Genomic DNA, 13554 nt, shown 5'->3' with positions numbered 1-13554 from the left:
GAGATTTCAAGGGCAAAAGAAATAAATATAAATAGCCCTTTTGCTTATTCTAGTTGCCTCCAACTATCTTAATAAAGTTCCTTAAAGTACCCCTTTGAGGATAAATAGGCATGTATTTCTGATTCAGAAAGTTTAAAAGTTTCCTTGATTCCAGCTATAATTGTGGATAAATAGGAGGGATGAGGTTGTACTTTGGGAGAAATGAGCTTATGATGGGTAAAAGTATAAATAGGGGCTCCTTCATATTCACCCAAATAACAAATAGTATTATACCAATTAGCATTGGTCAAAACACCGTTTTTTTCTTTTTGGATAGCTTTAAAATCGATATCAGGACGTTCGCTAAGCGCATTTTCCTGCATCACCACATCCAAAAACTGATCTTTTGTGATCAGATACATCCTCCCAAAGGTTTTGGAAGACAGGTCTTTTTCCCTGTGGATAAATGCAACCCCACCATTATGCCACACTTTCGCTTCCTTGGCAAAATACAGCTCATGGTTAATTATAAGGCCTTTTTTATCTTTAGGAAGCGACTTATCCACACACCCATTATAAGTTCTGCTAGCTCCTTTAGGTTGCCCGCCACAGATATAGCATAGGAATCTTTCTTCTAACAAATTAGATCCATAACTGACATACCAAACGAGCTCTTTTGCAACTGTTCTATTTTCCTTCTTATCCATAGACTGATAAAATCAATAATCCTAGGATGAAATTATCAAAAGAAAGTCGGAGAATTGTAAAATTCATACAATTCTCCCTTAATTTTATTTTTTAGCTATGGCAGCACTGGTAGGTCCTGTAAGTCGCATTAATGAAACCTCCTTAAATCCCGCTTCCTTAGCCAACACTTCAAAATCTCCCATACTAAAATCATAACCAGCCTCGGTCTCTATCAACATGTTCAAGGACATCAGCAATCCAAAAGTATTGTCTCTACGCTCATTGTCAATGATATTTTCAATGATGACCAAGGCACCTCCTTCGGGCAATGCCTCATAGGCCTTGCTGATAAGCATTTTCTTATCAGCTATCCCCCAATCATGCAAAATATTTCCCATCGTTATTACATCTACTTTTGGAAAATTGTCCTCAAAAAAGTCACCTGATTGGACTTTCACTCGCTCTTCCAATCCCATAGAACGAATATTATCCAAAGCAATGGGCGAAACAGGTTCTAAATCGAAGGAAACACAACTCATATGGGAATTGTTCAGGGCTATCTGAGCAGCCAGATATCCTCCTGCACCTCCAATGTCACAATGGGTGAAATAGGGGGAAAAATCAAACTCATTGGCAAACATGATAAAGTTACCCATTTGTATGCCGGCCATCGCATTCAAGAACTCCCTTAGTTTATTTTCATCTGCATAGACCATTTCAAAAATGGATCCATCACCCTCTTTGGCTTCATTTTGAGGTTTCCCTGTTTTCAATGCTTCTTCCAGATTATTCCAAAAGGGGTAAAGCCTATTATTGGCCATTTCCAAAATCCCCCCCACATAACTGGGCTTATTCCTATCTAAGAATTGATTAGCATCGGGTGAATTAGAATAATAGGCATCAGATTTAATTCCCTCTCTTTCCAAAAATCCAAGGGAAACCAGTGCATCCAAGAAATCATATAAAGACCTATCGTCCAAACCAAATTTTTCCTGAATGGCCTTGGAAGACTGTTTACCAAAGGATAAAAAGGTAAAAAGTCCCATTTTTACGGCCACTAATAAGGTCTTGCTGGCAAAAAACCCCATACCAACTTGAAGGATTTTTTCTGGGCTAACTTGTTCTGAATTCATCTTGATTGGGTTTAAAGTGGAAAATGACCAATACTTTTTCCAAGTTTTTGAAAAAGTATTTCAATCTGTGGTAAGTCAATCTAATACTCATCTATTGAACTTCTCATCAAAACCCAATAGCATATAGAAAAGCTAATTGGCATCGGCTCAAATGTGTTGATCAATCAACACTGGATTTCCATCAGGGTCAATAATCACAAAACCACCTGGGCCTGATCCTGATTCATCAGTTTCTTGCACAGGCTTGATTCCTGAATCTTTTATATGCTGCTGGATCTTCCTTACATCATCAAAATCCTTCAGGCTGCTGGCATTCTCATCCCATCCTGGATTAAAGGTCAGGATATTCTGCTCAAACATGCCCTGAAATAATCCGATCAAAGCATTGCCATTTTTCATGATCAGATAATTCTTTTCCATATCTCCAGCAAAAACTTCAAATCCCAATTTTTCATAAAAGTCTTTGGAAGCCTTAATATCCTTAACACTAAGACTTATAGAAAAAGCGCCTAATTTCATTTGCTTTGAGGTTTTGGTGTCCTAATCAATTTAAGCATTTTTTAGAAGATATCGGTGTATTATAGCTGATTAAAAGGAGATTGTATATGGTAATATGGTTTTAAAAAAAGCTGATTAATCATTCTTGACAAAACAAATATATTTATGGAGAACACTTTTCCGGGATCATTCTCTAGTAAACCGCTCAATCAAAGCCTTATGATCGGGATAGGCTTCAGCTAACTTTTCCCGCTCGGCCAATTCAAAATCCCTAAAATCAAAACCCGGTGACACGGTACAGCCAACTAAGGCAAAAGCATTTTTCTCAACCACCTTAGCAGCAAACCAATCCCCAGCAGGAACTACCAGTTGGGGGATATGCCCATTTACTAAATCTGTACCTATAATATAATCCCTATGAATTCCTGCAGGAGATATGGAGTGAAGCCGAATAGGAGCCCCCATATAAAAATGCCATATTTCATCCTGCTTGATGCGATGAAAGGCCGAAAAGGTATCTGACGTCAGCATAAAGTAAATACTGGTGGAATAATTTCTTTTTCCAGTAAATCCCTCAGACAAACTTCCTTGATCAATTTCCCCCTTACTTCTGTACACTTCCTTAAAATAACCACCCTCAGGGTGCGGTTCCAATCCCAATTTTTCTATTATCTGCTGAATTTTCATAGCTTATGAATAAAAAGATATCCAATCATTCGAACTTAGCCATGCATAATGGATAAATCAAACTAATTCTGGTTGAATATGATCTTTCCTCTTTTGGTAAGAACGATGGAGTTTTCAATCATTTACCTGCAGCTATCACAGCTAAATCTACCTGATCTGCGCCAGCCTCCAAAAGTATATTCGCACAGGCTGCGAGGGTAGCACCTGTAGTCATTACATCATCCACCAATAATAAATTCTTCCCTTTTATTTCTTCCTCTGAAGCTATAGCAAATACGCCTTCTACATTTTTTATCCTTTCCAAACGGGACTTTTTAGTTTGTGTGGAAGTAAAACGGGTTCTTTTGAGACTTTGCCCCACCTGGATGTCCAGCACAGCTCCTAGTCCTATCGCAAATTGAAGACTTTGGTTATAACCACGTTGCTTCTCTTTAAGGGGATGAAGCGGCACTGCCAAAACCGCATCCCAGCCTATTTGAAAACCACTTTCCAACAACCTTTGCCCATAAAGCTTTCCCAATACCTGCCCCAATTCAGGTTTATTTCTGTATTTCAATTGATGAAGCAGCTTCTGACTAATTCCTTTTTTTGTAAACTGGAGGAAAGACATCACATTACTTGCTTGAGTAAGCCCATAAACCTTAATGGCCAAATCATTGTTTTGTGGTCGTAAATGATAAGTAGTCACAGGAAGTTTTGCTTGGCAGATTCTGCACAATTGATTTTCAAAGTCAAATAGGCTCCGTTTGCATAAACAACAGCTTTGGGGGAATATTAATGCCAAAAAATCATATAAAAAATTGAAACGCATTAGGAAAAAGACTTGTTAGTTCTAATTGACAGGAAAATACCTGTTATATTTGCTATTTAGATAAAAACTATCCTATAAGTTAATGAATTTAGTAGACGAATTCAACGAGTACCGCGCCAAGATGAACGAAAAGATCCTTGGAGAAGACAATAAAGTACTGAAACGCATTTTCAACCTGGATACCAATGCCTTTTCTGAAGGGGCAGTGGACATTAAATCCAAGGAAATGATTGGCTTGGCCTGCTCTATGGTTTTACGCTGTGATGATTGTGTGCGCTATCATTTGGGCAAATGCCATGAAGTTGGCCTTAGTAAAGAACAGGTTTTTGAGGTATTTTCCATTGCCAATCTTATTGGAGGCACCATTGTCATTCCACATCTGCGCAAAGCAGTTGAATACTGGGAGGAATTAGAAGAACAAAAGGGATAATGTTAAAAAAAGATCTAGATATTGAAAAGAGATGGGGAAAACTCTTGGTTGGTTTGCATGACCTTATTGGTAAAAAACCTGCAGACCTTAATGGCGTGCTCTTCATTATAGGCGTTCAAGAACTTGGACAGGGCATCAAAAACTTTAGCAAGGAGCAAAAGCAGGATTTAATGCACATAGCTATTTGTAAGGTTTTGAGCCTAGCAGGATTTTATGAGCTTGATTTCATCGATCAAGATGGTTGGCCACATTGGAAATTAATAAAAGAATTGCCCCATTTTGACATCCTTGAGCAAGAAAAACTCTTAAAAATCCAAGTCTTGGAATATTTCGAAAAAGAATTTGAAATAGACATTAAATAGAGAATTTACTTTGAATAAATATATTATTTAGTCTTAAAGGATAATTATTAAACCAAAGACTAACAAAAATAAATCTATTACAATATGAATATCGTATCCTATAATGTCAATGGTATAAGAGCCGCTATGAGGAAAGGTTTTGCCGAATGGTTGGCAGAATACTCTCCTGACATCATCGGATTACAAGAAATAAAAGCCACTAAGGATCAGATAGAAATTAATCTATTAGAAGACTTAGGCTATCATAGTTATTGGTATCCAGCTGTTAAAAAAGGATATAGTGGAGTAGCCATATTGAGCAAAGAAAAACCAAAAAACATTGAATATGGCATGGGTATATCATCATTTGACGATGAAGGGAGAATGATCAGGGCTGACTTTAAAGATTTTTCTTTTATCAGCGCTTATTTCCCGTCAGGAACAACTGGTGGACCAAGACAGGATTTCAAATACGAATTCCTTGACGAAATTTACGATTATACACAAGACTTGACAAAGCAGCTACCGAATCTTATCCTGAGTGGGGATTATAATATCTGTCATAAGGCTATAGATATCCATAACCCGGCCTCCAATAAAAACACTTCAGGTTTTCTACCTGAAGAAAGGGCATGGATGGACAAATTCACAAACTCAGGATTTGATGACAGCTTCAGACTGATCAATACAGATCCTCATCAATATTCTTGGTGGAGCTACCGAGCCAATTCCAGAGCAAACAATAAAGGTTGGAGAATAGATTACCATATGACTAGCACCCCAATGAAGGAAAGGATTACTGGAGCAGAAATCCTAGCAGATGTGGTTCATTCAGATCACTGTCCAATTTCATTGGAGATCAAATAGGTATACATATTTAGGAAGATAAATAACAAGATAAACTTAATGAAATCGATCAAAATTTCTATCCCTTCTCTTATCGAGAACATAAAAATCATAGAAAGCTTCATTGATAACGCAAAGGAGAAATTCCAAATCAATGATGACATTTATGGAAATATCATGATTTCAGTCACGGAATGTGTCAGCAATGCCATTATCCATGGAAATCAGGGAGACGCACAAAAAACCGTAAAATTGGAACTAAATTTCCTCGAAGACCAATTAAAGTTTATCATTGAAGACGAAGGCAAAGGCTTTGACTTTGACAATTTACAAGACCCCACTTCTCCTGAAAACATTGAAAAATCGGGTGGAAGAGGAGTATTCATCATGAAAAACCTTTGTGATGAAGTCAAATTCGAAGAAGAAGGCAAAAAAACAGTATTGACATTCTACATGAACTGATATGGCCATAAATTTCTTCCAAGAAGACATCAAATACAATCTTCCTAAAAAAAACATAACGAAGAAATGGTTAAGACTTATCGCACAAAAAGAAGGCTTCACCATTTCTGACTTAAACTACATATTCTGCACAGATGAATACTTGCATCAAATAAATGTAGAATACCTAAACCATGACACCTATACTGATATCATCACCTTTGATAATTCAGAAGAAGAAAATAATATCGAAAGCGACATATTCATTAGTATAGAAAGAGTAAAAGACAACGCTAAAAAAGAAGACCAGGATTTTCAAAAAGAAATCCTCAGAGTTCTTTGTCACGGAATACTTCATCTCTGTGGCTACAAAGACAAAACCCCGACAGAAACCCAAACCATGCGAACAAAAGAAAACGAATCCATAAATAGTTTCTTCAAACTAGCAATAGAAAAATAAAATGTTCCACGTGAAACACATACAATACTCATATCATAAACCTTATGCATTTCCAAAACGTTTCACGTGGAACACTAAAAAACATCAAACTTCATCACAATGTTCCACGTGAAACATTGTGATGAAAGACAAAATCTTAACAGACGTGTTCCACGTGGAACACCTTAAACTTATTTGATTATGTTTCCAGAGTACGACGTAATAGTAGTGGGAGCTGGTCATGCTGGTTGTGAAGCCGCGCATGCTGCAGCAAAGATGGGGAGTTCAGTGCTTTTATGTACAATGAACATGAATACTATTGCCCAAATGTCATGTAATCCTGCAATGGGAGGGGTGGCAAAAGGACAAATCGTAAGGGAAATTGATGCCCTAGGTGGACAATCTGGTATCATTTCTGATAAATCGATGATCCAATTCAGAATGCTAAATCGCTCAAAAGGCCCCGCAATGTGGTCTCCAAGATCACAAAATGACCGAATGAGATTTGCAGAAGAATGGAGACTAGCATTAGAAAGAACTCCCAATGTAGACTTTTGGCAAGAAATGATTACTGGCTTGATCGTAAAAGACAAACGTGTCACAGGCGTAAGAACCAGTATTGGATTAGAAATAAAAGCAAAATCCGTTGTCTTAACCAATGGTACTTTTCTTAATGGTCTTATCCATATCGGAGAAAAACAATTTGGGGGCGGTAGAACAGGGGAGGCTGCTGCGAGAGGAATTACAGAGCAATTGGTAGAACTTGGCTTTGAAGCAGGTAGAATGAAGACAGGAACGCCTCCGAGAGTAGACGGGAGAAGTCTTGATTATTCTAAAATGGAGGTGCAATACGGTGACGAAAAACCAGAGAAGTTTTCATTTTCCGATGAAACAACACCTCTAAAAGAACAAAAAACCTGTTGGATCACTTATACCAATAAAGAAGTTCATGAAACATTGGAAACAGGATTTGATCGATCTCCTATGTTTAATGGCAGAATTCAAGGTTTGGGTCCAAGATATTGTCCTTCTATAGAAGATAAAATCAATCGCTTTGCAGAACGAGATAGACACCAAATATTTGTTGAACCTGAAGGTTGGGATACAGTTGAAATCTATGTAAATGGATTTTCCACCTCTCTACCAGAAGATGTACAATATAATGCCATTAGAAAAATTCAGGGTTTTGAGAATTGTAAAATGTTCCGCCCGGGTTATGCGATAGAATATGACTTCTTCCCACCTACTCAATTGAAGCTTACACTTGAAACACAATTGGTAGAAAATCTGTTTTTCGCAGGCCAAATCAATGGCACGACAGGTTATGAAGAAGCAGCATCACAAGGTTTAGTTGCCGGTATGAATGCCGCTCAAAAAGTAAAAGAAGAAGCGCCATTCATTCTTAAAAGATCAGATGCTTATATTGGTGTATTGATAGATGACTTAATCAATAAGGGTACAGAAGAACCTTATAGGATGTTTACCTCCAGGGCTGAGTTCAGACTATTATTAAGACAGGACAATGCTGATCTCCGTTTAACAGAATTAGGCCATAAACTTGGTTTAGCATCTGATGAGAGATTAGATAAAATGATGGACAAAAAGAATGATACTGCGAAATTGATCAATGATCTCAAGCAGAAAAAGCTTAGCCCAGATAGTATCAACACAGGTTTGGAAGACTTACAAACTGCTACTATTAAGGAAAAAATTACAGTAGAAAAATTACTAAAAAGACCACAATTAGGTTTACAAACTATTAAGAACTTGGATGAAGAATTAAACAGCTACTTAAGTAGATACCCTAAACAGGTATTAGAACAAGCTGAAATTCAAGTAAAATATAATAGCTATATCGAGAAAGAACAACAGATGGTAGAAAAGCTCAACAATATGGAGAATTTCAAAATACCACTTAATTTTGATTATTTATCAGTTCCGGCCCTATCTGCAGAAGGCAAACAAAAGCTCAGTAAAGTAAAACCGGAAACCTTAGGACAAGCATCCAGAATCAGTGGAGTATCACCAGCTGATTTATCCATACTCACAGTATATTTAGGAAGATAACATGTACGAAAGATTAACCAAATGTCCACTTTGCCAGAGTGGACTTTTTCTTAATCATTTGGTGGTAAAAGATCACAGCGTTTCGCAAGAATCCTTTACCATTTGCAAATGTAGTAACTGCAATTTTTTATTTACAAACCCAAGGCCAGATCAAAAGCATATTGGAGATTACTATAAGTCTGAAGACTATATATCCCATACAGATAAATCCACCAACCTGGTCAACTTTATCTACAAACAGGTCAGGAAATTTACCCTCAAGCAAAAAGTAAACTGGATCAATAAATACAGTACCAAGAAGGGAAGGTTACTTGATTTTGGATGTGGTACTGGTCATTTTTTAAACCAAGCTAAATTAGACGGTTGGGAATCCATAGGTCATGAACCAAGTAAAGATGCAGCTACAATCGCCAAAAATAATTTCAATCTCAGCATATATACTGATCCCTATGAATTAAGTGCAGAGAAGAAATTTGATGCAATAAGCTTATTCCATGTATTAGAACATGTACATGATCTCAGAGGTACGATGGATCTACTCTTAGGCAGATTGAAGAAAAGGGGTACATTATTCTTGGCAGTTCCTAATTATAATGCATATGATTCCAAACTGTTCAAAGAAGAATGGGCCTCATTGGATGTACCTAGACACTTATACCATTTTACGCAAGAAACCATGCAATATTTGGCTGATGAATACAATCTAAGAATCATTGCCAAAGAACCCATGGTTTTTGACAGCTATTATGTCTCAATTTTATCCAACAGTATAAAATATAAAAGGAAAAATCTAATTTATTCCCTTATTACTGGATATAAGTCTAATAAAAGTGCAAAAACAAATAATAATAACTATTCAAGCATATTGTTTATATTAAAGAAAAAATGAATAGCAGGTTATATCAAATATTATTAGCTACCGTAGCGATAGTTTTTTGCTATGCTTGTGCAAAGCAAAGTTCTCCAATGGGAGGTCCAAAAGATGAAGAACCACCACAACTAATAGAATCAAATCCACCTGATCAATCCTTAAATATAAAACCAGAGAACATTACCTTAGAGTTTGATGAATTCATAAAGACAGACAATCCAACCAGAAATATCATTATCACGCCAAGCTTGGAAAAGGATAAAATGGAGATCCTGGCCGTCAAAAATACGCTACGGATTAAACTCAATCAGGAATTAGAAGATAGCACCACCTATGTTTTTAACTTCCAAAAAAGTATACAAGACATATCAGAGAGTAATCCAGCAACGAACCTTAAGCTCGTATTCTCTACTGGGGATATGATTGACAGTCTAAAATTTTCAGGAAATTTAGCTTATGTATTTCCTCAGAAGTCTTCAGAAATAAAGGATGTTCTTGTAGGCTTATATAGAGTGGAAGATGATACCATGAATGTTTTCACAGATCCTCCATATTATATCAGCCAAGCAGATTCAGCAGGACGCTTTGAAATTACCAATATCAAGGCTGGAGAATATAGAGCTTATGCTTTTTATGATGGTAACAATACTTCAAAAGCTGAATTCAAAAGCGAGCGGTATGGATTCATTACCGATACAATTAGGATAACAAAAAACATTTCAGGAGTTCATTTTAAACTATTCAGAGGTGATCTTTCGGATTTCAAAATCAATCGATCATCCAGCATAGGAAATAATTATGATATTGTATTAAGTAAGGAACCTTCCAACTTACACGTGGAACACCCTGATTTAGGTACAAAATTATTTTATAGAATAGAAGAAAAACAGATCCGCTTATTTCACAATGATCTTAGAAACGATAGTACACAAATCAAACTTGTGGCAACTGACTCGGTAGGTTTCAAAATAGACACTACTTTGTATGCAGCATTCATGGAAAGTGAAAGAAAAGCACAAACTTTACAAGCCTCCCTGGATAACAATAAAGAGTTCATAACGTCCATCAAAACAAAAATAACTTTTAACAAACCCATTACAGAAGTCAACTACGACTCACTTTATATCCAATATGACTCTGCCTCTTTTATTGAAATAGAACCTGAATACCTGAGCTTTAAAGACAGTAGCAGGAGAACTGAATTATACTTTGACATACCTATAATTGATTCATTGAACAGCAATAATTTCAACTTTATCGCTGCAGACTCAAGCTTTGTTGATATAGAACAAGAATATAATTCCACTGCACTTAAAACCTCTTTTAAGCGCTTAATCGAGGATGATTTGGCCGATGAAATAAGTGGGAAGATATTAACTGAAGAACTCCCTATTATGGTCCAACTGATCACCACTGACGGTTATGTGGTTAAGGAAGTCTATCTAACAGAAGATACTACCTATAGCTTTAAGAAAGTAAAAGCTGGAGAATATGAATTAAGGGCTATAATTGACAGAAATGGTAACAGACAATGGGATCAAGGTAATTATTTGGAAAAAAGACAACCAGAACCAGTCTATTACTATTTTGATGAGGAAAATAAAACCAGAAAGATATTGCTCAGAGGAAGATGGACCCGTCAGGACCTTAATATTGAAAAAAGCCCAGAATCTGGCCTAGATAAGCCAAACAACAGTCTAATTGATTCCTTAGACATTAATTCAAAGCCTAAAGAAACAATGTAGATAACCATGGAATATAGTGTTGATAAGTGTATATAACCTATGGACAAAAACAGACTTATCCCGAATGTGTATCAACTTTCGGGATATTTTTTTTTGCCCTGAGGATAACCTCTATTTTGTAAACGTCTATCCACATTTATACACACACACATTCATACACATTAAACTTATTGATCATTTATACACAAAAAACCTCCATTTATAAGAACTCCTTAAATCATAAGAACTTACAAGTTGATAAACTGTGGATAGACGGTGCATTAACTATGGAAAAACTATAATTAAACTGTTGGTAAAAATACCTTATAAACTTACCCACAAATCCACAGCTTAATAACTACAATAGTTTTTTATTTAAAAAAAGAATATATATAAATATATAGGATGTGGATGAATTGAGTGAAAAAGGGACTTCATCCTCTGATATGTGATTCAAACCTTTTTGATTAATTCCTTAAATGAAACTAAAAGGTATAAGTCATTTTAAAGGGGATTTAAGCGCTTAAAAAGTTTTTGACTAACAAGGTTACGTTTTAATCATTAAAATAAAGGAGAAGGCCTTAAAATAATGAAAAACGGGCTAAACTTTGATGAAGTGATATTGAACAAAAATGAATGTCATATAGAAAAGCCATAAAAATGAATCAAAGCCGATTTGATTTTGTGCAAGGTAATTGAAAGAATAAAGTGCATTTTACTTTTACGAAAAATGAATTCAAATAAAACTGCTGAAAACAAATAAAATGGATAAATTTAAAAAATGATGATCTCTTGATCTTTGAAGATTATTAGCCTGATTTTGGAGATAGTAAGGTTTCTAAAAGAAATTACATTATGATTAAACGGTTTTTCATCTTGATGCTTTTTGCCATGGCTTTTCAAACAAGCATTGTTACGGCTCAGGATAAAATATACTTTACTGATTTTTATGTTTCGGCTGGATTTAGGAATCAAGCCTATAAAGACCTAAGTGATTATTTGGAAAATTCAGGTTACCAAACTTTTGATCAGCAAACCGCCACATTGGGAGGTGGAGTATCTTACGTGGCTATGTCGGGATTAGGTTTTTACTTGGAAACAGAGTTTAATCTTAATAGAAAGCGTTACAGCAATGAATTTGTTAATTACAGGTATTTACCTATTCATGTTACAGGTGGATTTCAGTATCATTGGAAAAATACCACATTGAATGATTGGAGATTTTATCCAAAATTCGGACTGTTTTATGGCTCGACTTCATTGGATATGATTGCCAAGGATCTCAATACAGATTTCAATGAAAATCTAATGGGAGGAATGAATACCAGTTTTATGTATCAAAGAAATTATGGTATAAATATTAGTCTCAATGCGGATAAAATTTTGGGAGCATTTTTGAAGCCGACTACTCAAGTCGGTGTATACTCCCGAATGGGCTTACAAGTGGGCTATATGCTCAATGTTTTCACAAGTGTAACCAAGCTAAGAAGAAATTTCAACCCTGCCCTTCGCAAAGATCTCATCATTTCCAATGCTCCAAAATTTAATCCAAGCGCTTTCTATATCAAGCTGAATTTTGCTATTGGAAAGTTTGAAAAAGAGCGTGAATGAGCTAATTATTTATTGACAAAATTGACTTTAAATTGATGAAAAATAGCCTTATATGGTGTTAAATTTTGGATAAACATTCAATGGGACCTAAAAAAACAAATTTATAATTTCAGCATAAAATTTAAATTACCACTTTACCAAAATGAAAAGAATATACCTACTGTTTATTGTCTTATTTGGCATTCAAAATCTAACTTTTTCCAAAACAGATACGATCAAAGTTCATAGTCAAATTATGGACAAAACCATTTCCAATCTCGTCATTACACCGGAAAGTTATGATCAATCAGAAAGCTATCCAAGTGTTTACTTATTGCATGGTGCAGGCGGCAATTTTACCTCTTGGTCTGGAATAGCTGATTTGCAGTTTTATGCAGATCTATATGACATGATCATCGTTTGCCCTGATGGTGGAAGAACCAGTTGGTACTATGATAGCCCTGTGGATCCTCAAATGCAGTATGAATCTTATGTGACTTCTGAATTGGTCGAATGGGTAGATGATCATTATGCTACAAAGCAACGGAGAGAATTCAGGGCAATTACGGGTTTAAGTATGGGAGGACATGGAGGCTTATATCTGGGATTTAGGCATCAGGATATTTTTGGAAATGTCGGAAGTACCAGTGGTGGAGTTGATATCAGACCATTTCCCAGGAACTGGGACATCTCCAAAAGATTAGGAACTTATGCCGAAAACCCTGCTACTTGGGAAAAAAATACGGTTATTAATTTGGTACATCTGCTTGATGGAAAAAGTTTGAATATAATCATTGATTGTGGTACTGCTGACTTTTTCTATGATGCCAATGTCCGCTTGCATGAGAAGTTGGAAGAAAGAAATATTCCACATGATTTTATTAGTAGACCAGGTGCTCACAATGGAGCATATTGGAAGAATTCAATTGCCTATCAATTGCTGTTTTTTAACAATAAGTTCAAGTCATTATAGTTAATTTTCTACCTCAAAGGAAGAGCACAAATGATAA

At 35.9% G+C, this 13554-nt stretch carries 15 protein-coding genes; 10 read left to right on the top strand and 5 right to left on the bottom strand.

Annotation, left to right across the window (positions count from 1 at the left end):
- Window positions 1-68: 68 nt before the first annotated feature.
- The 5 genes from H7U17_RS13370 to H7U17_RS13350 all read right to left on the bottom strand — a co-directional run bounded on the left by H7U17_RS13370 (window position 69) and on the right by H7U17_RS13350 (window position 3672).
- Window positions 69-686, bottom strand: a complete 618-nt coding sequence (locus H7U17_RS13370; protein WP_186757239.1) for a hypothetical protein — start codon at window positions 684-686, stop codon at window positions 69-71.
- 84 nt (window positions 687-770) lie between these two features.
- Window positions 771-1799 (bottom strand): methyltransferase, encoded by a 1029-nt coding sequence (locus H7U17_RS13365; RefSeq protein WP_186757238.1) that lies wholly within the window; start codon window positions 1797-1799, stop codon window positions 771-773.
- A 147-nt stretch (window positions 1800-1946) separates the two neighbouring features.
- On the bottom strand, window positions 1947-2318 hold the full coding sequence (locus H7U17_RS13360) for a VOC family protein (RefSeq protein ID WP_186757237.1): 372 nt from the start codon (window positions 2316-2318) through the stop codon (window positions 1947-1949).
- Between the two features lie 165 nt (window positions 2319-2483).
- Window positions 2484-2984: a cupin domain-containing protein gene (locus H7U17_RS13355; RefSeq protein WP_186757236.1), complete on the bottom strand. Its 501-nt coding sequence runs from the start codon at window positions 2982-2984 to the stop codon at window positions 2484-2486.
- 118 nt (window positions 2985-3102) lie between these two features.
- Window positions 3103-3672 (bottom strand): ComF family protein, encoded by a 570-nt coding sequence (locus H7U17_RS13350; protein ID WP_317172742.1) that lies wholly within the window; start codon window positions 3670-3672, stop codon window positions 3103-3105.
- Window positions 3673-3877: 205 nt separating this feature from the next.
- On the opposite strand from H7U17_RS13350, the gene H7U17_RS13345 reads away from it, so the two are divergent.
- The 10 genes from H7U17_RS13345 to H7U17_RS13300 all read left to right on the top strand — a co-directional run bounded on the left by H7U17_RS13345 (window position 3878) and on the right by H7U17_RS13300 (window position 13517).
- Complete coding sequence (locus H7U17_RS13345) at window positions 3878-4225, top strand: carboxymuconolactone decarboxylase family protein (protein ID WP_186757234.1); 348 nt, start codon at window positions 3878-3880, stop codon at window positions 4223-4225.
- The gene (locus H7U17_RS13340) at window positions 4225-4587 is read left to right on the top strand and encodes a hypothetical protein (RefSeq protein WP_186757233.1); all 363 of its coding nucleotides are present in this window, start codon (window positions 4225-4227) and stop codon (window positions 4585-4587) included. Before H7U17_RS13345 ends, H7U17_RS13340 begins: the two co-directional genes overlap by 1 nt.
- Window positions 4588-4671: 84 nt before the next feature.
- Window positions 4672-5433, top strand: a complete 762-nt coding sequence (locus tag H7U17_RS13335) for an exodeoxyribonuclease III (protein WP_186757232.1) — start codon at window positions 4672-4674, stop codon at window positions 5431-5433.
- Between the two features lie 39 nt (window positions 5434-5472).
- A complete protein-coding gene (locus tag H7U17_RS13330) occupies window positions 5473-5874 on the top strand; it encodes an ATP-binding protein (protein ID WP_186757231.1) in 402 nt (133 codons plus the stop codon).
- Window position 5875: 1 nt separating this feature from the next.
- Window positions 5876-6313, top strand: a complete 438-nt coding sequence (ybeY, locus tag H7U17_RS13325; protein WP_186757230.1) for an rRNA maturation RNase YbeY — start codon at window positions 5876-5878, stop codon at window positions 6311-6313.
- Window positions 6314-6493: 180 nt separating this feature from the next.
- Window positions 6494-8359 carry a tRNA uridine-5-carboxymethylaminomethyl(34) synthesis enzyme MnmG gene (gene mnmG, locus H7U17_RS13320; RefSeq protein ID WP_186757229.1) on the top strand — a complete coding sequence of 622 codons (1866 nt, stop codon included), beginning with the start codon at window positions 6494-6496 and terminating at the stop codon, window positions 8357-8359.
- A gap of 1 nt (window position 8360) precedes the next feature.
- Window positions 8361-9248, top strand: a complete 888-nt coding sequence (locus tag H7U17_RS13315; protein ID WP_186757228.1) for a class I SAM-dependent methyltransferase — start codon at window positions 8361-8363, stop codon at window positions 9246-9248.
- Window positions 9245-10975 (top strand): Ig-like domain-containing domain, encoded by a 1731-nt coding sequence (locus H7U17_RS13310; protein ID WP_186757227.1) that lies wholly within the window; start codon window positions 9245-9247, stop codon window positions 10973-10975. Before H7U17_RS13315 ends, H7U17_RS13310 begins: the two co-directional genes overlap by 4 nt.
- Before the next feature lie 834 nt (window positions 10976-11809).
- Window positions 11810-12565: a hypothetical protein gene (locus H7U17_RS13305; protein ID WP_222439207.1), complete on the top strand. Its 756-nt coding sequence runs from the start codon at window positions 11810-11812 to the stop codon at window positions 12563-12565.
- Between the two features lie 142 nt (window positions 12566-12707).
- Complete coding sequence (locus tag H7U17_RS13300) at window positions 12708-13517, top strand: alpha/beta hydrolase (protein WP_186757226.1); 810 nt, start codon at window positions 12708-12710, stop codon at window positions 13515-13517.
- Window positions 13518-13554 lie beyond the last annotated feature (37 nt).

The organism is Echinicola salinicaeni (assembly GCF_014280965.1).
In the GTDB taxonomy this organism is placed as follows: Bacteria; Bacteroidota; Bacteroidia; order Cytophagales; family Cyclobacteriaceae; genus Echinicola; species Echinicola salinicaeni.
This window is presented reverse-complemented; position numbering and strand designations above follow the sequence as displayed.

Bases quoted from the DNA above. Each gene is read 5' to 3' on its own strand.
- H7U17_RS13370 (WP_186757239.1), bottom strand. From the start codon at position 686: ATGGATAAGAAGGAAAATAGAACAGTTGCAAAAGAGCTCGTTTGGTAT.
- H7U17_RS13365 (WP_186757238.1), bottom strand. From the start codon at position 1,799: ATGAATTCAGAACAAGTTAGCCCAGAAAAAATCCTTCAAGTTGGTATG.
- H7U17_RS13360 (WP_186757237.1), bottom strand. From the start codon at position 2,318: ATGAAATTAGGCGCTTTTTCTATAAGTCTTAGTGTTAAGGATATTAAG.
- H7U17_RS13355 (WP_186757236.1), bottom strand. From the start codon at position 2,984: ATGAAAATTCAGCAGATAATAGAAAAATTGGGATTGGAACCGCACCCT.
- H7U17_RS13345 (WP_186757234.1), top strand. From the start codon at position 3,878: ATGAATTTAGTAGACGAATTCAACGAGTACCGCGCCAAGATGAACGAA.
- H7U17_RS13340 (WP_186757233.1), top strand. From the start codon at position 4,225: ATGTTAAAAAAAGATCTAGATATTGAAAAGAGATGGGGAAAACTCTTG.
- H7U17_RS13335 (WP_186757232.1), top strand. From the start codon at position 4,672: ATGAATATCGTATCCTATAATGTCAATGGTATAAGAGCCGCTATGAGG.
- H7U17_RS13330 (WP_186757231.1), top strand. From the start codon at position 5,473: ATGAAATCGATCAAAATTTCTATCCCTTCTCTTATCGAGAACATAAAA.
- ybeY (WP_186757230.1), top strand. From the start codon at position 5,876: ATGGCCATAAATTTCTTCCAAGAAGACATCAAATACAATCTTCCTAAA.
- mnmG (WP_186757229.1), top strand. From the start codon at position 6,494: ATGTTTCCAGAGTACGACGTAATAGTAGTGGGAGCTGGTCATGCTGGT.
- H7U17_RS13315 (WP_186757228.1), top strand. From the start codon at position 8,361: ATGTACGAAAGATTAACCAAATGTCCACTTTGCCAGAGTGGACTTTTT.
- H7U17_RS13310 (WP_186757227.1), top strand. From the start codon at position 9,245: ATGAATAGCAGGTTATATCAAATATTATTAGCTACCGTAGCGATAGTT.
- H7U17_RS13305 (WP_222439207.1), top strand. From the start codon at position 11,810: ATGATTAAACGGTTTTTCATCTTGATGCTTTTTGCCATGGCTTTTCAA.
- H7U17_RS13300 (WP_186757226.1), top strand. From the start codon at position 12,708: ATGAAAAGAATATACCTACTGTTTATTGTCTTATTTGGCATTCAAAAT.